We start from the raw sequence: 18,387 nt of genomic DNA on the forward strand, positions 1-18,387 counted from the left end.
CGAATTATCCAAACGTCACACCGCGCGCCATGCCGGTAGCCGCCACCATCATCAACAGAACCAGCAACGCCTCGACATGACTGACCCGGGCAAACAGCTTCGCGCGGCCAGTATCGAACGTCACTTTACGCCCCAGCGCTACCCGCCATTTGATCAACGTCACCATAGGCGCCATCTCCAACAGCAAGATCAGCACAAAAAGTGCCATCTTCAGATGAAACAGCGGCTGATGCAGGTAATAGTCACTGCCTTTCTCGAAGCCTGCAAAGGCGCGCAGGCCACCAGTGATCAGCAAAGTGACAGCACAAATGCCCCAGATATTGTCTGCGACGAGAACACTTCTGACCTCCCCGATGCCATTGGCCAAACGACGGAAAGCCGTGCCCCGGGTCAGCACGGCCCATAGCCCTACGGCAAACGCCAAAAGATGAATTGCTGCAAGCAACCAGTGAGTCAGCATCAGGAAACTCCTGCCAGGCCAAAGTGAATTCAACCTGACAGTAGTAGCCCATGAAGGGATTGCCTGCCCAAGCAGACCAGCAACCGTGACCCGCGCTAGCGAATTGAGTACGCGCGGAGGCATTGGCCCCTTGTGCCGCAGCTCAGTTCTTCTTCTGGAACAGCGGGGCTATCGATTCGCGGGGAAAGATCGATTTCAGAATCGCCAAGCCTACGACCAGGATTGCCCCGCCAGCGCCAAGAGCAAGCATTCGCGCGCCGCCCTCCAACTCCTCTTCAATCCCCGCCACAAGCGCCAGCACACCCAGGCCGAAGATGGAGATGACCAGAAATGCCGCGAGCAGCCAGATGGTGAAGTACAGTGTTCGCCAGCGCCACTTGGCCACTTTGACAGGCAGCTGAGAGTCAATGTGCAGAGACCGCTTGTTTGGCACTTCCATGGCCTGGTTGACTCCATTTATCAATGAGCTTGAGCGAGTAGCGAGGTCAGTTCACACAGGTAGTCTACGCGATGGCCTTTTGACACATTACAAAAATTTCCGCAAACGACTGTCCACTCGTCGCCTGCAAGATTAGCGTCTCATTCCCTTAACACCTCTGGCGTAAGGTTTGCAGTGCAGGCAGGCGACGCGCGCGCTGCGACATAATCCTGACGCCCGCGGAATTAGCCCATTTAACGTTCGGGGACCACAGCGTCACGCGCGGTCAGTTCACCGGGAGATATCATCGTGTCAACGCTCAACGAGATCGCAATGAACCACGCGAAAATGGCCCTGGAAAAGGCAGCAGAGCTGGCAAAACCAAATCCTCTGAGTCTGCAGATCGTCAGCAGCCTGGAGCTCCCCTCCACCGATGCACGCCAGGAAGTTGCACTGCACTTCATTGCGAGCGTAGCGGATGCTCATCATGGGTATACGGCGAACTACGGGATTTGACCCAGCGGGTGCACGAGAGAACGCGCCAATGTCGTGAGAGAAGCCTCTAAAACAACGACTGAAGATGCACAAACCGCTCTAGAACGGAGTTTTGACGCCCGAAATAGATCGTTGGCTAATGGTTTGATCCGGGCTACCATCAGGATATGGATGACTTTGGATCAGGGAAAGCATGAGCACCACACCCAAACACGGATGGAAATGGGCATACGATAAACTTCGCGGGTTGCACTGCTCTCGCGGGACAGCTCTGTTCAGAGCAACGTTGTATTCCCTGCGAGGCGATACGGGATCGTTTTACGTTGATCGCACCTGGGAAAAGATCCGCCTCCGGCGCTGATTGCAGCGCGTTCGTATTGATGCGAATTAATGTGCTTGGCGCCTTCAATTCGCATCCCTCCCCTGCGCAACTTCGCAGACAGTCGCTGAGCCGCTCGAAGTTGGCACCGGCGAAGTAAATACTGCAACTTACGCAGACCTCAAAACCGCGCGAGCGGCTAATCCAGAAACTTCATAAAAGTCAGCTCTGGATCACCCGTATCCAGATTCTCTATGACGCCACTGTGTTGACAGCCCAACTGCAGCAACAATCGCTGCATCGACGCATTGATCGAAGTGGAGGTCCTGCCAGGCGCGAGAATGCTCAAGCACTAAGAACCGGGGCAAGCATGGCGCGCTGATACCGGGCTCTAAAAATCCAAGACAACAAAAAATGGCCCACCTTTCGGTGAGCCCTTTCAGACCGCCCAGCAGAGCGGATTTTGTTTGGTAGGCGCGATTGGACTCGAACCAACGACCCCCACCATGTCAAGGTGGTGCTCTAACCAACTGAGCTACGTGCCTGCTGTGAGGCGGCATTCTACGGAATTCCGGAGGGGTGTCAACACCTTTTTTCGCGCTAACCCTATGAATATGCAAAATATTTAATTTCACCGGTGCAAAGAAGATTTTCCGGGTGGCTGGCGGGGGATTTTCAACTCGGGTACGATCAGCGCACTCGTAAAATATATTAAACAGAGGCAGCAGGATGGCGAACACCCCCTACCCAGAGTCCTACTACGCCGCATCAGCCAATGCGGTTCCGCCACGCCCGGCGTTGCAGGACGACATCGAGACTGACGTCTGCGTGATCGGTGCCGGTTATACGGGGCTGTCCTCTGCCCTGTTCCTGCTGGAAAACGGTTTCAAGGTGACGGTACTTGAAGCGGCGAAGGTGGGTTTCGGTGCATCCGGACGCAACGGCGGGCAGATCGTCAACAGCTACAGTCGCGATATCGATGTCATCGAGCGCTCGGTCGGCCCTAAACAGGCTCAGCTACTGGGACAGATGGCGTTCGAGGGTGGCCGGATCATTCGCGAGCGCGTGGCCAAGTACAACATTCAGTGCGACTTGAAGGACGGCGGCGTGTTTGCGGCGATGACTGCCAAGCAGATGGGTCACCTGGAGTCGCAGAAGCGCCTGTGGGAGCGTTTTGGCCATACCCAGCTTGAGCTGATGGATCAACGCCGCATTCGCGACGTGGTGGCCTGTGATCAGTATGTCGGCGGGATGCTCGACATGAGTGGCGGGCACATCCACCCGCTCAACCTCGCACTGGGTGAAGCGGCTGCGGTCGAATCCCTGGGCGGTACGATCTACGAACAATCACCGGCGGTGCGCATCGAGCGCGGCGCCAATCCGGTGGTGCATACGCCACAGGGCAAGGTCCGGGCGAAGTTCATCATCGTCGCCGGCAACGCTTACCTCGGCAATCTGGTGCCGGAGCTGGCCGCCAAGTCGATGCCGTGCGGCACACAGGTGATCACCACCGAACCTTTGGGTGAAGAGCTGGCCAGGAGCCTGCTGCCACAGGACTACTGCGTCGAAGACTGCAATTACCTGCTCGACTACTACCGCCTGACCGGCGACAAGCGCCTGATTTTCGGTGGCGGCGTGGTGTACGGCGCCCGGGACCCGGCGAACATCGAGGCGATCATCCGGCCGAAGATGCTCAAGGCATTCCCGCAGCTCAAGGACGTGAAGATCGACTACGCCTGGACCGGCAATTTCCTGCTGACCCTGTCGCGCCTTCCTCAGGTCGGACGCCTGGGCGACAACATCTACTATTCCCAGGGCTGTAGCGGCCATGGCGTGACTTACACGCACCTGGCCGGCAAGGTGCTGGCCGAGGCGCTGCGAGGCCAGGCAGAGCGTTTTGATGCCTTCGCCGACTTGCCCCACTATCCATTCCCGGGCGGCCAGCTGCTGCGCACTCCGTTCGCTGCACTGGGTGCCTGGTATTACGGCCTGCGCGACAAGCTGGGCGTTTAATCAACAGATGCAAAAAGGGCCGCGATCAGCGGCCCTTTTCTTTTGGCAGAAACTTCAAAGTCGATCGCGGGCGATACCACTGCGGATTCGCAGGATGTCAGCCAACACCGCCAAGGCGATTTCCGCCGGCGTCTTGCTGCCCAGGTTCAGACCGATCGGTGCGTGAATCCGCCCCAGCTCGACATCCCCCAGACCGCCGATGCGCCGCAGCCGCTCGAAGCGTTTCTGCGAGGTTTGCATCGAGCCCATCACACCGATGTAAAACGCCTCGGTGCGCACGGCCTCCATCATCGCCAGATCATCGATACGCGGGTCGTGCGTCAACGCCACCACCGCCGTATCGCTGTGGCAACCGCCATCGGCAATGAACACCGACGGCAACTGGCGGCGAATCTCGACGCCCTCCAGCACAACGCCTTCGAGTACTTCATCCCGCGGATCGCAGAGAATCACCTCGAAACCCAGGCCCACGGCAAACTCGGCACAGGCCTGCGCGACACTGGAGTAACCGGCCAGCAACAAACGCTGGGCCGCGCCGACACGCACGCGAACCCGATCAATTTCACGCTCGATGCGCACACCCTGTTCACGATCATCCAACAAGGTGCGCGCACCACTGGCCAGATCGACCTCGCGGATCAGCCGGCGTCGCCCCATCAGGGCGGACTCCAGTTCGCGCAGGTGCGCCTGTACGTCGCAATCGGCGTCGAGCTTCTCCACCAGCACGTCGAGCACGCCACCACAGGGCAGGCTGACTCGAGAGCGCGGATCGTCACCTTCGCCGTAACGCACCACGTTGACGGCATCGAGAAACGCACCTTCGGCGACCCGCTCGAGAAAATCCTCCTCGACGCAACCGCCGGACAGCGAGCCGATCCAGTGCCCTTCAGTGTTGACTGCCAACAGCGAACCCGGCGCACGCGGCGCCGAGCCATAAGTGGCCAGCACCGTGCATAGCCAGATGCGCTGCCCCGCCGTCGACCACTCAAGGGCCCGACGCACCACTTGCAGATCGAGATGCTGCATGTCAGTGAGCCTTGTGCTCGAGCGGCGGCGCATCAGCCCGCAACTTCTGCACGTCGTTCACTGCCAGGTCACCCGACTGACCACCCCAACCCTGACGCAGGTAGTTCAACAGATCCGCGAGTTGGTCGTTGCTGAGCTTCTCGGCGAAACCGGGCATCGGTTGCATGTGCTCGAAGCCGGAGAATTTCTGCTCGCCGATACCGTCGTCGATCACCCGCACCAGGTTGCGTGGATCTTCCAGGCGCAAGGTCGTGTTGCCGCGCATGGCCACGGCAATGTGCGGTTTGCCTTCACCACCAGGGGCATGGCAGCCGGCACAGACATTTAAATATTCCTGACGGCCACGCTGGGCGCTCGGGCTGAGCTTGTCCAGAGACACCTCGGTGAGCACTTTCGCCGCCGGTGGCTGATCGCCCAGCAGGAAGGTGGCCATCGCGGCGAGATCCGGATCGTTGAGGCCCTGGGTGCTGTTGTGGAACACCGGGAACATCTCATTGAACATCGTGCCCTGGGCACTCATGCCGTGCTTGAGGAACGAACTCAGGTCCTGGTGATTCCAGCCGCGAGCCGCCAGATCGGTGGCCAGCAGGCTCGGTGCCAGATAGCCGTTGAGCAGGCCACCGGTCAGGCGCTTGTCCTGCTGCATCGCACCGGACAGGTTACGCGGGGTATGGCATTCGCCGCAGTGACCAAGCACGTCGACCATGTACTGACCACGCTTCCAGTCCGCGCTTTTGCCTTCAGCCGACTCCAGCTTCACATCCTTGCCGTACAACATGTTCCAGCCCATCAGACCCAGACGCACGTTGAACGGAAAGCTCAGGCTGGTCACCGGAGCAGCGCGCTCGATCGGCTCGATGGTCTTGAGGTACGCGTGAATGGCGTCGGAGTCCTCGCGCGGCATCAGGTGATACGAGGTGTACGGCATGGCCGGATACAGGTTCGCCCCATCGCGACGCTTGCCTTCAGTCAGCGCAGCGAAGAACTCGTCATCGCTGTACTGACCGATACCGTGTTCCTTGCTCGGTGTGATGTTGGTGCCGTAGATGGTGCCGAACGGCGACACGATCGGCAGGCCACCAGCGAACGGCGCGCCACCCGGCGCGGTGTGGCAGGCCATGCAGTCGGCGGCGCGAGCCAGGTATTGGCCACGCTTGACCTGATCATCGGCGTGAGCCATCAACACAGGCGCAGCCAGACCGACCGCCAGCGCTAGGCGGGTAAGTAGATGCTTCATGCTTAGCCCTCCTTGACCAGGCCGAGATCGGTCAGCACGTTGCGGGTGGCGCTGTAGTAGCGCACGTAACCGGTGCAACGGCAGATGTGATGACCCAGGCTGTCCTCGATCACTTGTTCCAGCTGACTCTTGACGATGGGCTGACGCTGCAGCTTTTCCACCAGCACGGTCGCTGCGTTGACGAAACCCGGAGCGCAGTAGCTGCACTGGAAGGCGAATTCGTCGACGAAACGCTGCTGGATCGGGTTCAGTTCGGTGACCTTGCCCTGCTCGTCGCGGGTTGCATGACCTTCGATGGTCCGCACCTTCTTGCCTTCGAAATAATGCGCGCCAGTGATGCAGGTGCGCACTTCTTCGCTGGTGCCGTCGGGGTTATCGACGATCACCACACAGGCGTGGCAGATGCCCTGGCCGCAGCCCAGACGCGAACCGGTGAGGTTCTTGTATTCGTGCAGGTAATCGATCATCGGCAGGTCATCAGGGATGTCCACCGGGCCGACGGATTGACCGTTGAGGGTCAGTTGAAGCGGACGGTTAGCCATTGAGGGCCTCCTTGATGCGTGCAGAAGTGATAGGCAGGTCGCGAACACGTTTACCGATGGCATGGGCCACGGCGTTACCGATGGCGCCGACCACCGGAATCATCACCACTTCGGCGATGCCTTTGGACGGGTCGCTTGGCGACAACGGCGGCAGAATCTCGGCCGTCTGTTTCCACACGGCAACGTGGCGCGCCATCGGCAGGCGGTAGCGGTTGAAGTTCCAGTCGCCCTCACCCGGTCCGCCTTCGTACAACGGCATCTCTTCCATCAACGCATGGCCGATACCCATGGCGATACCGCCCTCGAGCTGGCCCTTGACCAGTTCCGGCACCAGCACTCGCCCGCACTCGACCCACGAGTGGTGATTGAGTACCGAGACTTCCGCCGAACCCTTGTTGACCTTCACTTCCACCAGCGTCGCAACAGGGCTGTAGTAGGTCACTGCCGCGTTGTTCAGCTGAGTCGCCGGATAGGCGATGTTCTGCCGGTCCAGCAGATGGAAACCGGCGCTGTTCATTTGCGCTTTCTTCGCATTCGGGGCGCCGTCACCATATTTGACCGCCAGGCCGTCGAGCGGCAGACGTTCACGCACGCCGTCGATGCTGTACTCGGCCTCGGCCCAACTCCAGCGGTTGAAACCGTGCACGGTAGCGCCTGTCACCAGGCCGCGTTCGTGGGCACGCTTGGCCAGCATTGCGAACGGCAAGGGTTCCATGCCGTTGGCGGTGAGCTTGCCGTCGACCCAGAAGGCATCTTCACGACGCACGACGTAGGGGTTGGCCTGGCCGCCAAACGGGCCTTGTCGCCAGATCTCCATCGCCGCCGGCCACAAGCCGTGGTTGAACAGCACACGCGCCGCTTCACGGGTGGCGTGACTGAAGTAGTAGGCGGAGTTGGTTGCCGACGACGCCGAAGCGAGTTTGCCGACCCAGCGCGGGTTACGCAGCAGGCTGTCCTGCTCGGCCTGGCTCATGATGTAAGGGTTGCCGCTGGTGGTCAGCTGCATTTCCTTCCAGTCGGTTTCGCCGGTCTTCACTTCGTGTGCAGGCAAGCCGAGGAAGTCAGCGACGACCATCGCTTGCGAAGTGGACATGCCGGTACCGATTTCAATACCGATGTGACGCAGGTTGATGCGACCTTCGGCGGTGAATTCGATGCTGGCCATCGGCGCTTCGGAACCTGTACCGAAGTCTTTCTGGCAAATGGCAAAACCGATGCCGTACCAGTTGTCCGGGTCAGCCGCTTCGCGTTGCTGCTTGATCGCCTCGCGATTTTTCCAGGTGTCGTGGACCGAAGCTTTGTCGAGGATTTCGTGCAGACGCAACGCACCCGCCGGAATCGCACCCTGGGTGTTTTTCATGCCCGAGCGCAGCGCGTTCTTGCGGCGCAACTCGATGGCATCGACGCCCAGGCGACCGGCAATTTCGTCGACCATCATTTCGGTCGAGGCCATGCTCTGCAAAGTGCCGTAGCCACGCATCGACCCGGCTTCAACGCCGCGAGAGTGATAAGCGGTGACCTGCAGATCGTTCTGCGGCATGTAATAGATCGACTGTGCAGCGGTGGCGCCAACGGCTGCCACAGACGGGCTGTAGTTGATCCGTCCACCACCGTCGACGCTCATGTCGGCACGGAAAATCTTGAAGCTGTGGTCGTTCTTGTCCACGGCCAACTGGTAACGAATGTCGAACGGGTGACGCTTGATACCGCTCTGGAACTGCTCGTAACGGTCGTTCGCCAGACGCACGGGAACGCCTGCGCCATACAGCGCGGCCAGGGCTGCGTAGTAGACGAAAATGTTGTGGTCCTTGGAACCGTAACCCACGGTGTAACCCGGGTGCATGTTCAGGTTGGCCAGGCCGAAGCGCGACGGCGCGATCATTTTCGCGGTCTCGGTCGCCGCTTCCAGCGGGCACTGGGTGGCAACCACGAAGTGCAGGGTCTTGGTTTTCGGGTCGTACCAGCCGTTGCCGTTGTCCGGTTCCATGGCGGCAGGCTCGATCGATGGCGTCTTGTAGCGCTCATCGAACACCAGCCAGTTGTCCGGTGGCGATTCGACCTGTTGTTTCATGCGCTCGGCGTAGAACAGGCCGCGCTCGGTCAGGTTACCGTGCAGGTTCGGCTGAGAATTCCACACCGGGCGACGGTTTTTCAGCATCGGAAAGAGGATCGAATCCTTGAGGCTGGCGAATTCGTCTTCGTCGGCCGAGGTCGGGCCGCCCACGCGCACGTAGCGGAAGCTGCCATAGGGGTCGCCTTCGTAGTACGGCACTTGCGCACCGTAACGAATCGCCTTGTCATTGAATTTCAGCTTGTTCTTGGCCTGACGGAAACGCTCGAAGTCGTTCCAGATCAGAATGGCTACCGGGTGGCCGATGAACATCGGCACTTTGCCTTCAGGCAGCAATGGGTCCGGAGCGTGTTCTTCCGGGAAAACGATGCCGTCCTTTTCCAGGTCAGCCGCAGTGACGATGCGGTCAGGCTGCAGCTCTGCGCCGAGCCACGCCAGGTCGATGCCGGCAAAGATACGGTCGGCCTTGATGGTCTTGAGCAGCATGGCGTGGCCCTGTTGCTCAGGCCAGCCCGGCATGTCCTTGGAGCGGATGTCGCGGGCAAACACTTTGCTGCCGCAGACCTTGGACAGAGCATCGTTACGGGCGCGCGCCTTGCCGTTGTTGCCGAGCCACTGCTCGGACGGCACGGTGACGCTGTTTTCCATCAAGGCTGCCAGCGCCTGGCTGCTCAACGGCGCAAGCGTCACGCTCACGCCCGCTACCAGCCCGCCCTGAAGGAACGAGCGCCGGGAAATATCACGGTTGGACATGGATCATCCTCTGGGCGGTAATGGGATCCGCCCTTCTGGTTATGTACTGGAAATCTCGAGTCTTGCAGAAGCCCTCCTCGACGATACGAAGGGCTGAAATGACAGTGCAAAGCTGACCGAAAGGTTAAGTTTATAGACTTATGCGCTCGCGGCAAACAACCAGTAACAAAAAACTGACTGCAGACTCAAAAAAACTGCGACTTTTTGGCACAGCCCAAGGAAAAGCGTAGCGGCTATCCAGCACAACGCCCGCCAGCTTCAAGGGACGCCAGCAAAAACCAGGAGGACCCACTCGGCGATAGCCTGACAACAAGGCCTGAAGGGAAAGATGAGGGAAGAGAAAACTCAAATGGCAGAAACAAAAAACCCCGGTCTTTCGACCAGGGTCTTTGCTATCGACTCGAAGTAACCAGTGGTTTCTTCGTAGCACCAAGGCGTTCAGTAGGCCTCGTTGCAGATATGGCGCAGCGGACGGGACTCGAACCCGCGACCCCCGGCGTGACAGGCCGGTATTCTAACCGACTGAACTACCGCTGCGTATCGCTTTGAGCTTGCGCTCAAGTAACTCGTATTGATTGAAAGCTTCGGTGCTTTTCAATCGCGAACCAGACAGAGCCTGACTCGTTAAATATGGCGCAGCGGACGGGACTCGAACCCGCGACCCCCGGCGTGACAGGCCGGTATTCTAACCGACTGAACTACCGCTGCGCGTCGGTGGAGGCACTTTCAGCCTACCTCTTGCTTTCGCAAGTACCTCGGGGAGTGGTGGGTGATGACGGGATCGAACCGCCGACATTCTGCTTGTAAGGCAGACGCTCTCCCAGCTGAGCTAATCACCCGTTTGCATCTCCGAGGCCGCGAAATTTACGCAGGTACCGAAGCTAAGTCAATACCCTGCTTGAAGTTTTTTTCAAAAACAGTTTTTAGCGGCAAGCTTCAAGCTGCAAGAGAAGAGCGGGACTGCGCTAGCAGACGCGGCACGGACCTGCTTTAACTTGCCGCGTGAAGCGTGAAGCTTGAAGCTGCCCTTCACTGCTCATAAACCATCTTCTTGGTCATGCCGCCATCGACCACAAACTCCTGACCGGTGACAAAACCGGCATTCCTCGACAGCAACCAGGCCACCATCGCCGCCACATCCTCGACCGTCCCTACCCTGCCCGCCGGATGCTGGGCATGATCGGCTTCCGACAGCGGCTCGGCGCGGCGTACCGCCGGGTCACGCGCATCGATCCAGCCAGGACTGACGGCATTGACGCGAATCTCCGGCCCGAGACTGATGGCCAACGCGTGAGTCAAGGCCAACAGGCCGCCCTTGCTCGCCGCGTAAGCTTCCGAATCAGGCTCCGACTGCGCAGCGCGGGTCGATGCCAGGTTGACGATCGCCCCACTGTGCGCACGCAGGTACGGCGCGCAGTGCTTGGCCAGCAACATCGGCCCACTCAGATTCACCGCCAGCACCCGGTTCCAGTACGCCAAATCGAGACTTTCCAGGGTGATGTTATGCGGATCGGCCACCGCCGCATTGCACACCAGCGCGTCAAGACGACCGAACTGGCCAAGCACCTCGGCGACACCCAGCGCCACCTGCCCCTCATTCGAAACGTCCATGGCAATGAACCAGGCGTTGTCGCCCAGTACTTTCGCCACTTTCGACCCACGATCCCGATCCAGGTCTGTCAGCACGACCTGCCAGCCTTCGCTGACCAGCCAGGCTGCGATCCCCAGACCAATACCTCGCGCAGCGCCAGTAACCAGCGCTACGCGACCATTGGAGCCCGCAGACGGCGTCGACAACTCGATCACAACGCAGCCAGGCCGCGCGCCAGATCGGCTTGCAGGTCGGCCACATCTTCCAGACCGACCGCAATGCGGATCAGGCTGTCACGAATCCCCGCAGCCTCACGCTCTTGCGGCGCCAGACGGCCGTGGGAGGTGGTGCTCGGATGGGTGATGGTGGTCTTGCTGTCGCCCAGGTTGGCGGTGATCGAAATCAAGCGAGTGGCATCGATGAAGCGCCAGGCGCCCTCTTTGCCGCCCTTGACTTCAAAGCTCACCACAGCACCAAAGCCCTTCTGCTGACGCTGGGCCAGATCGTGCTGCGGATGGCTCTTGAGACCGGCGTAATGGACTTTTTCGATGCCATCCTGCTGTTCCAGCCACTCGGCCAGTTGCTGGGCATTGGCGCAATGGGCCTTCATGCGCAGGTTAAGGGTTTCCAGACCCTTGAGGAAGATCCAGGCGTTGAACGGACTCAGGGTCGGCCCGGCGGTACGCAGGAAACCCACCACTTCCTTCATCTGCTCGCCACGACCGGCCACCACACCGCCCATGCAACGACCCTGGCCGTCGATGAACTTGGTCGCCGAATGCACGACAATGTCCGCGCCCATCTTCAGCGGCTGCTGCAAGGCCGGCGTGCAGAAGCAGTTGTCGACCACCAGCATCGCGCCTTTGGCATGGGCGATTTCCGCCAACGCAGTGATATCCACCAACTCGGCCAGCGGATTGGACGGCGACTCGACGAACAACAGCTTGGTATTGGCCTTGATCGCCGCATCCCAGGCAGACAGATCCGCCAGCGGCACGTAATCCACTTCGATACCGAAGCGCTTGAAATACTTCTCGAACAGGCTGATGGTCGAGCCGAAAACGCTGCGCGACACCAACACATGATCGCCTGCGCTGCACAGGCTCATCACCACGGCCATGATTGCCGCCATGCCAGTCGCGGTCGCGACCGCCTGCTCAGCCCCTTCCAGCGCAGCAATACGCTCCTCGAAGGCGCGCACGGTCGGGTTGGTGTAGCGCGAGTAGACGTTACCCGGCACTTCCCCGGCAAAACGCGCGGCCGCATCGGCGGCCGTACGGAACACGTAGCTGGAAGTGAAGAACATCGGATCACCGTGTTCGCCTTCCGGCGTACGGTGCTGACCGGCGCGGACGGCCAGGGTATCGAACGCTACGCCTTCAAGGTCGCTGTCCAGCCGACCGGCATCCCATTCCTGACTCATGCTCACACTCCTTGCCCTGCTCTTGATAAATAAAAGTCGTTTGATAGATACAAAACCGGCCCCTGGGGGGCCGGTAGAAACTCAGTTGTTGTACAGATCAATGATCGCGCTGACTGCCTGCGTCTTGACCTTGGAGGCATCGTTGCGCGCCTGTTCGATCTTGTTCAGGTAAGCCTCGTCGACGTCACCGGTGACGTACTGGCCGTCGAACACCGCACAATCAAATTTCTCGATCTTGATCTTGCCGCCACCGACCGCTTCGATCAAGTCAGGCAAGTCCTGATAGATCAACCAGTCGGCACCGATCAGGTCAGCCACATCCTGAGTGGAACGGTTGTGGGCGATCAGTTCGTGAGCGCTCGGCATGTCGATGCCATAGACGTTCGGGTAACGAACCGCTGGCGCCGCCGAGCAGAAGTAAACATTCTTCGCGCCGGCTTCGCGAGCCATCTGAATGATCTGCTTGCAGGTGGTGCCGCGAACGATCGAGTCGTCCACCAACATCACGTTCTTGCCGCGGAATTCCAGCTCGATGGCGTTGAGCTTCTGGCGTACGGATTTTTTCCGTGCAGCCTGGCCCGGCATGATGAAGGTCCGGCCGATGTAACGGTTCTTGACGAAACCTTCGCGGAATTTCACGCCCAGGTGGTTCGCCAACTCCAGCGCGGCGGTGCGGCTGGTGTCCGGGATCGGGATGACCACGTCGATGTCGTGATCCGGACGCTCGCGCAGGATCTTCTCGGCGAGCTTCTCGCCCATGCGCAGACGCGCCTTGTACACCGACACGCCATCGATGATCGAGTCCGGGCGCGCCAGGTACACGTGTTCGAAGATGCACGGGGTCAGGGAAGGATTAGTCGCGCACTGACGGGTGTACAGCTTGCCCTCTTCAGTGATGTAGACCGCTTCGCCCGGTGCGAGGTCGCGAATCAGGGTGAAGCCGAGCACGTCCAGGGAAACGCTTTCCGAGGCGATCATGTACTCGACGCCCTCGTCAGTGTGACGCTGGCCGAACACGATCGGACGAATGCCGTGCGGGTCACGGAAACCGACGATGCCGTAGCCGGTGATCATCGCCACGACGGCATAACCACCGACGCAACGATTGTGCACGTCGGTGACGGCCGCAAATACGTCCTCTTCGGTCGGCTGCAACTTGCCGCGCTGGGCCAGCTCGTGGGCGAACACGTTGAGCAGCACTTCCGAGTCGGAGCTGGTGTTGACGTGGCGCAGGTCGGATTCGTAAATCTCCTTGGCCAGCTGTTCAACGTTGGTCAGGTTGCCGTTATGCGCCAGGGTAATGCCATAAGGCGAGTTGACGTAAAACGGTTGAGCTTCGGCCGAAGTCGAGCTGCCCGCGGTTGGATAGCGCACATGGCCAATGCCCATGTGACCGACCAGACGCTGCATGTGACGTTGCTGGAACACGTCACGCACCAGGCCATTGTCCTTGCGCAGGAACAACCGGCCATCGTGGCTGGTCACGATACCGGCAGCGTCCTGGCCGCGGTGCTGGAGGACGGTTAGCGCGTCATACAGCGCCTGATTGACGTTCGACTTACCGACGATACCGACGATGCCACACATGCGACGCAACCCCTACTTAATGGATCTGAACTGAACACATCTCACTGAGGCGTTTTGGCCGTCGGCAAGAGGTGCTCCTTGAACGGTATATCAGCGGGTACGCTGATACCGCTGGCGAGCCACTGACTGCTCCACCCGAGAATCAGGTTTTTGGACCAGTCTGCAACCAATAGAAATTTTGGCACGAGCTGGGACTCTTTCCACCACCCGTCCTGCTGTACCGGCCCCAGGCTCAACAGCCCGACGGCGATGACCACCAGCAGTACGCCACGCGCGGCGCCGAAGGCCATGCCGAGGAATCGGTCGGTCCCGGAAAGGCCGGTGACGCGAACCAGTTCGCCGATAAGATAATTGATCATTGCGCCCACGATCAAAGTGGCGACAAACATGATGGCACAGCCCGTGATTACACGAGCCGATGGCGTTTCGATGTATCCGGCGAGGTACTCGGACAATGAACCACCGAACATCCAGGCGACGACTCCTGCGATGATCCAGGTCACCAGCGATAATGCTTCCTTGACGAAGCCGCGGCTCAAACTGATCAAAGCGGAGATGGCGACGATTGCAACGATCGCCCAGTCAACCCAGGTAAATGGCACAGTGCAGCCTACAGACGGATAAGGCGGCGCATTTTAGCAGAGCCCATGCTGATCGGTAAGCTGCGATTGTCTGTGCATTTCAAATCGAGGCGATAGTTTTAACCACGTTCTGGCTGAAAGCGCACGACAAAGCCCTTGAGGTTCTGTTGGCGGTTCAACAAGTCACGCAAGCGGTCGGCTTCAGCCCGTTCAATCAGCGGCCCGACGAACACGCGGTTTTTGCCGTCAGCGGTGCGGATATAGGCGTTGTAGCCTTGGCTGCGCAGGGTTTTCTGCAGCTTTTCCGCGCCGTCACGACTGGACAGGCTGGCCAGTTGCACCGACCAACTGACCGACAAGCCATTGGCATCGACACGGCTTTGCGTCGTGTCGGGCTTGCCAGGGGCTGCGGCAATCGGCTGCGCAGGGGCTGGAGCCGGTTTGGCAGCCGGAGCTGGCGTTGGCGCAACCGGCTTGGCGGTAGGTACAGGCGTCAACGGCACACTGGGTGCTGCTGGCGCTTCTTCCTGGGCAATTTCGTCATCGCTCGGCACCGGCTCCTGCGGCAGGGCTTGAGGCTCAGGCACCACCACCGGTTCCACCTGCACTTGTGGCATTGCGGGCGCCTGCGGAGCCGCCGGCGCTTCAACCGTCACCTGACGCTGCTCGTCCTGACGGGAAAACAGCATCGGCAGGAAAATCACCGCCAGCGCGACCAGCACCAGCGCCCCGACCATGCGCTGCTTGTAAGCTTTATCCAGCAATGCCATTTGCCGCGTCCTCCGTGGAGCGCCGAGCCAGCCATTCAAGGGCCTCGGCGACACAATAAAAAGATCCGAACAACAGGATTTCGTCGTCAGCGGTGGCCTGCGAACACTGCCCTTCCAAGGCTGCAGCCACACTGTCATAAGCCGTGACCGGAGCGCCCCGGGCCTGCAGCGCCTGGTGCAATTCGGCGACCGGTCGTGCACGCGGCGATTCCAGCGGAGCCACCGCCCAATGCTGGACGCTGGCACTCAATTCACCAACAACACCATCGAGGTCTTTGTCCGCCAGCAAGCCGAACACCGCAAGACGCTTGCCGACTGGTGGACGACTGGCCAGACGTCGGGCCAGGTATTCCGCGGCGTGGGGGTTATGCCCGACATCCAGCAGCAGGTTAAGGCGTTTGCCCTGCCAGTCAAACTGCCGGCGATCCAGCCGACCGACCACGCGCGTGGCCTGCAAGGCCTCGACAATCTGTGCATCCACCCAAGGCAAACCGAGCAACAAGTAAGCCTGCAAGGCCAGCGCAGCGTTTTCCATGGGCAAATCGAGCAGCGGCAAATCATGCAGCTCTACTGCACGCCCCTGCCCATCAACGCCACGCCACTGCCAGTGATGATCAGTCACACCTAGGTCGAAATCGCGCCCACGCAGGAAAAACGGGCAGTTGAGCTCGCGCGCCTTGTCCAGCAATGGTTGTGGGGGATTCAGATCGCCGCAGAGCGCCGGAGCACCCTGACGGAAAATACCGGCCTTTTCAAAAGCCACGGACTCGCGGGTATTGCCGAGATAGTCCGCATGATCGACGCCGATGCTGGTGACCAACGCCATGTCGGCGTCCACCACATTGACTGTATCCAGGCGCCCGCCGAGGCCGACTTCCAGCACCACGGCATCAAGCCCGGAGCGCTGGAACAGCCAGAACGCCGCCAGGGTACCCATCTCGAAATAGGTCAGCGAGGTGTCGCCGCGCCCGGCCTCGACCGCCGCGAAGGCTTCGCACAGCTCGGCATCCGTGGCTTCGACGCCATTGACCTGTACCCGCTCGTTGTAACGCAGCAGGTGCGGAGAGTTGTAGACACCGACCTTCAGGCCTTGCGCCCGCAGCAACGAAGCCACGAACGCGCAGGTAGAGCCCTTGCCGTTGGTCCCGGTGACGGTGATCACCCGAGGCGCCGGCTTGCCAAGTCCCATGCGGGACGCTACCTGCTGCGACCGCTCCAGCCCCATGTCGATGGCCGAAGGGTGCAACTGTTCAAGGTAGGCGAGCCATTCGCCAAGGGTACGTTGGGTCATAGGCTGGCAGGCACCGGTGGCACCACGATCGGCTCGATAGGCGCAGCGACGAAGGTTGGCGTCGGCAGGCCCATCATTTGCGCCAGCAAATTGCCCAGGCGCGGACGCAGCTCGCGACGATCGATGATCAGGTCGATGGCACCGTGCTCCAGCAGGAACTCGCTGCGCTGGAAGCCTTCCGGCAGTTTTTCACGCACGGTCTGCTCGATGACACGAGGACCGGCAAAACCGATCAGCGCCTTCGGCTCGCCGACGATCACGTCGCCCAGCATGGCCAGGCTGGCGGAAACACCGCCGTAGACCGGATCGGTCAGTACGGAGATAAACGGAATGCCCTCTTCGCGAAGACGCGCCAGCACCGCCGAGGTCTTGGCCATCTGCATCAGGGAAATCAGCGCTTCCTGCATGCGCGCACCGCCGGAAGCGGCGAAGCAGACCATCGGGCACTTGTTTTCCAACGCGTAGTTGGCGGCGCGCACAAAGCGCTCACCGACGATGGCACCCATTGAGCCACCCATGAAGGAGAACTCGAAGGCCGAAACCACGACCGGCATGCCCAGCAAGGTGCCGCTCATGGACACCAGCGCATCTTTCTCACCGGTCTGCTTCTGCGCGGCGGTCAGGCGATCCTTGTACTTCTTGCCGTCACGGAATTTCAGACGGTCGACCGGCTCCAGGTCCGCACCCAGTTCGGTACGCCCTTCAACGTCGAGGAAAATGTCGATACGGGCGCGTGCGCCGATACGCATGTGGTGGTTGCACTTGGGGCAAACGTCCAGGGTCTTTTCCAGCTCCGGACGGTACAGCACAGCCTCGCAAGACGGGCATTTGTGCCAAAGACCTTCAGGCACCGAGCTCTTCTTGACCTCGGAACGCATGATCGAAGGGATCAGTTTGTCTACTAACCAGTTGCTCATGCTTTCTTTCTCCAGTACCGGCGGCCCGAACGCTCTGGTTCGCAACCCCGTGTATGCCCTAGCGCTAAATTCATGTGTGCGGCGATGATCAGGAGGTCGCCACGGTCAGCGCGAAACTTGACCTGCGTACAACCCCGAAAACCCTCAGCCATGCCTGCTTCGTGCAAGTGCAGTTAAAGACGGCGGCAGTCTGCCAGCCGTCACATCGCAAAACCGATCAAAGGATCGCTGCTTCGTTTCGCTGGACAACCTTACACGCAACTGCGTGCCGCCTTGATGAATGCCTGAACTTTTGCGTGATCCTTGATGCCTTTGCTCGCCTCTACCCCGCCGCTGACATCCACGGCATAAGGTCGTACCCGGGCAATGGCCGAGGCGACGTTTTCCGGTGTCAGGCCACCGGCCAGAATGATCGGCTTGCTCAAGCCTTGCGGTATCAATGACCAGTCAAAGGCCTCGCCGGTTCCCCCGGGAACGCCTTCAACATAAGCATCGAGCAGGATGCCGCTGGCGCTTGGGTAGGCATTACAGGCCGCGGCGATGTCGTCCCCGGCCTTGACCCGCAAGGCCTTGATGTACGGCCGATGCCAGCTTTCACAGTCTTCGACACTTTCATCGCCATGGAACTGCAGCAGGTCCAACGGCACCGCATCCAGCAACTCGCCCAACTCGCAACGACTGGCATTGACGAACAAACCCACGGTGGTCACGAACGGTGGCAGCGCCTGAATGATCGAGCGTGCCTGCTGAAAGGTCACCGCACGGGGACTCTTGGCGTAGAACACGAACCCGATGGCATCCGCCCCGGCCTCGACGGCCGCCAACGCATCCTCTATGCGGGTAATCCCGCAGATCTTGCTGCGAACGGCTGACATGTCGATACAACTCCAAGA

General features: G+C 60.2%; 16 protein-coding genes and 4 tRNA genes. 2 read left to right on the forward strand and 18 right to left on the reverse strand.

The window, feature by feature from the left end; all coding sequences use genetic code 11:
• Positions 1–4: 4 nt before the first annotated feature.
• Positions 5–460 carry a DUF2214 family protein gene (locus tag EIY72_RS04240; RefSeq protein WP_093218025.1) on the reverse strand — a complete coding sequence of 152 codons (456 nt, stop codon included), beginning with the start codon at positions 458–460 and terminating at the stop codon, positions 5–7.
• A 142-nt stretch (positions 461–602) separates the two neighbouring features.
• Positions 603–899, reverse strand: a complete 297-nt coding sequence (locus EIY72_RS04245; protein ID WP_093218023.1) for a hypothetical protein — start codon at positions 897–899, stop codon at positions 603–605.
• Positions 900–1,187: 288 nt separating this feature from the next.
• On the opposite strand from EIY72_RS04245, the gene EIY72_RS04250 reads away from it, so the two are divergent.
• Positions 1,188–1,394, forward strand: coding sequence for a hypothetical protein (locus EIY72_RS04250; protein ID WP_093218020.1), 207 nt, complete (start codon positions 1,188–1,190; stop codon positions 1,392–1,394).
• Between the two features lie 766 nt (positions 1,395–2,160).
• On the opposite strand, the gene EIY72_RS04255 is transcribed toward EIY72_RS04250, so the two are convergent.
• A tRNA-Val gene (locus tag EIY72_RS04255) sits at positions 2,161–2,237 on the reverse strand.
• 184 nt (positions 2,238–2,421) lie between these two features.
• Here EIY72_RS04255 and EIY72_RS04260 point away from each other — a divergent pair.
• On the forward strand, positions 2,422–3,705 hold the full coding sequence (locus tag EIY72_RS04260; protein WP_093218017.1) for an NAD(P)/FAD-dependent oxidoreductase: 1,284 nt from the start codon (positions 2,422–2,424) through the stop codon (positions 3,703–3,705).
• Positions 3,706–3,759: 54 nt separating this feature from the next.
• Here the strand turns inward: EIY72_RS04260 and EIY72_RS04265 are convergent, their stop codons facing one another.
• From EIY72_RS04265 to EIY72_RS04335, 15 genes are all read right to left on the reverse strand, one after another.
• Positions 3,760–4,731, reverse strand: a complete 972-nt coding sequence (locus EIY72_RS04265) for an XdhC family protein (RefSeq protein WP_093218015.1) — start codon at positions 4,729–4,731, stop codon at positions 3,760–3,762.
• A 1-nt stretch (position 4,732) separates the two neighbouring features.
• Positions 4,733–5,968 carry a c-type cytochrome gene (locus EIY72_RS04270; RefSeq protein ID WP_093218012.1) on the reverse strand — a complete coding sequence of 412 codons (1,236 nt, stop codon included), beginning with the start codon at positions 5,966–5,968 and terminating at the stop codon, positions 4,733–4,735.
• Positions 5,969–5,970: 2 nt separating this feature from the next.
• Positions 5,971–6,510: a (2Fe-2S)-binding protein gene (locus EIY72_RS04275; protein ID WP_093218009.1), complete on the reverse strand. Its 540-nt coding sequence runs from the start codon at positions 6,508–6,510 to the stop codon at positions 5,971–5,973.
• Positions 6,503–9,334: a xanthine dehydrogenase family protein molybdopterin-binding subunit gene (locus EIY72_RS04280; protein WP_093218006.1), complete on the reverse strand. Its 2,832-nt coding sequence runs from the start codon at positions 9,332–9,334 to the stop codon at positions 6,503–6,505. The genes EIY72_RS04275 and EIY72_RS04280 overlap by 8 nt, the downstream gene beginning before the upstream one ends.
• A 460-nt stretch (positions 9,335–9,794) precedes the next feature.
• Positions 9,795–9,871 (reverse strand) — tRNA-Asp (locus EIY72_RS04285).
• A 94-nt stretch (positions 9,872–9,965) separates the two neighbouring features.
• A tRNA-Asp gene (locus EIY72_RS04290) sits at positions 9,966–10,042 on the reverse strand.
• Between the two features lie 55 nt (positions 10,043–10,097).
• Positions 10,098–10,173: transfer RNA gene (locus EIY72_RS04295), tRNA-Val, on the reverse strand.
• 190 nt (positions 10,174–10,363) lie between these two features.
• The gene (locus EIY72_RS04300) at positions 10,364–11,140 is read right to left on the reverse strand and encodes an SDR family oxidoreductase (RefSeq protein ID WP_093218003.1); all 777 of its coding nucleotides are present in this window, start codon (positions 11,138–11,140) and stop codon (positions 10,364–10,366) included.
• Complete coding sequence (locus EIY72_RS04305; protein WP_093218000.1) at positions 11,137–12,348, reverse strand: O-succinylhomoserine sulfhydrylase; 1,212 nt, start codon at positions 12,346–12,348, stop codon at positions 11,137–11,139. The genes EIY72_RS04300 and EIY72_RS04305 overlap by 4 nt, the downstream gene beginning before the upstream one ends.
• An 81-nt stretch (positions 12,349–12,429) precedes the next feature.
• Positions 12,430–13,935 (reverse strand): amidophosphoribosyltransferase, encoded by a 1,506-nt coding sequence (gene purF, locus EIY72_RS04310; RefSeq protein WP_093217997.1) that lies wholly within the window; start codon positions 13,933–13,935, stop codon positions 12,430–12,432.
• 41 nt (positions 13,936–13,976) lie between these two features.
• The gene (locus EIY72_RS04315; RefSeq protein WP_093217994.1) at positions 13,977–14,537 is read right to left on the reverse strand and encodes a CvpA family protein; all 561 of its coding nucleotides are present in this window, start codon (positions 14,535–14,537) and stop codon (positions 13,977–13,979) included.
• A 98-nt stretch (positions 14,538–14,635) separates the two neighbouring features.
• Positions 14,636–15,286 (reverse strand): SPOR domain-containing protein, encoded by a 651-nt coding sequence (locus tag EIY72_RS04320; RefSeq protein ID WP_093217991.1) that lies wholly within the window; start codon positions 15,284–15,286, stop codon positions 14,636–14,638.
• Positions 15,270–16,577 carry a bifunctional tetrahydrofolate synthase/dihydrofolate synthase gene (gene folC / locus EIY72_RS04325; protein WP_093217988.1) on the reverse strand — a complete coding sequence of 436 codons (1,308 nt, stop codon included), beginning with the start codon at positions 16,575–16,577 and terminating at the stop codon, positions 15,270–15,272. The genes EIY72_RS04320 and folC overlap by 17 nt, the downstream gene beginning before the upstream one ends.
• Positions 16,574–17,494, reverse strand: coding sequence for an acetyl-CoA carboxylase, carboxyltransferase subunit beta (gene accD / locus EIY72_RS04330; RefSeq protein ID WP_093217985.1), 921 nt, complete (start codon positions 17,492–17,494; stop codon positions 16,574–16,576). Before accD ends, folC begins: the two co-directional genes overlap by 4 nt.
• Before the next feature lie 251 nt (positions 17,495–17,745).
• The gene (locus tag EIY72_RS04335; protein WP_093217983.1) at positions 17,746–18,369 is read right to left on the reverse strand and encodes a phosphoribosylanthranilate isomerase; all 624 of its coding nucleotides are present in this window, start codon (positions 18,367–18,369) and stop codon (positions 17,746–17,748) included.
• Between the last annotated feature and the right edge of the window lie 18 nt (positions 18,370–18,387).

The organism is Pseudomonas vancouverensis, from assembly GCF_004348895.1.
GTDB lineage: Bacteria > Pseudomonadota > Gammaproteobacteria > Pseudomonadales > Pseudomonadaceae > Aquipseudomonas > Aquipseudomonas vancouverensis.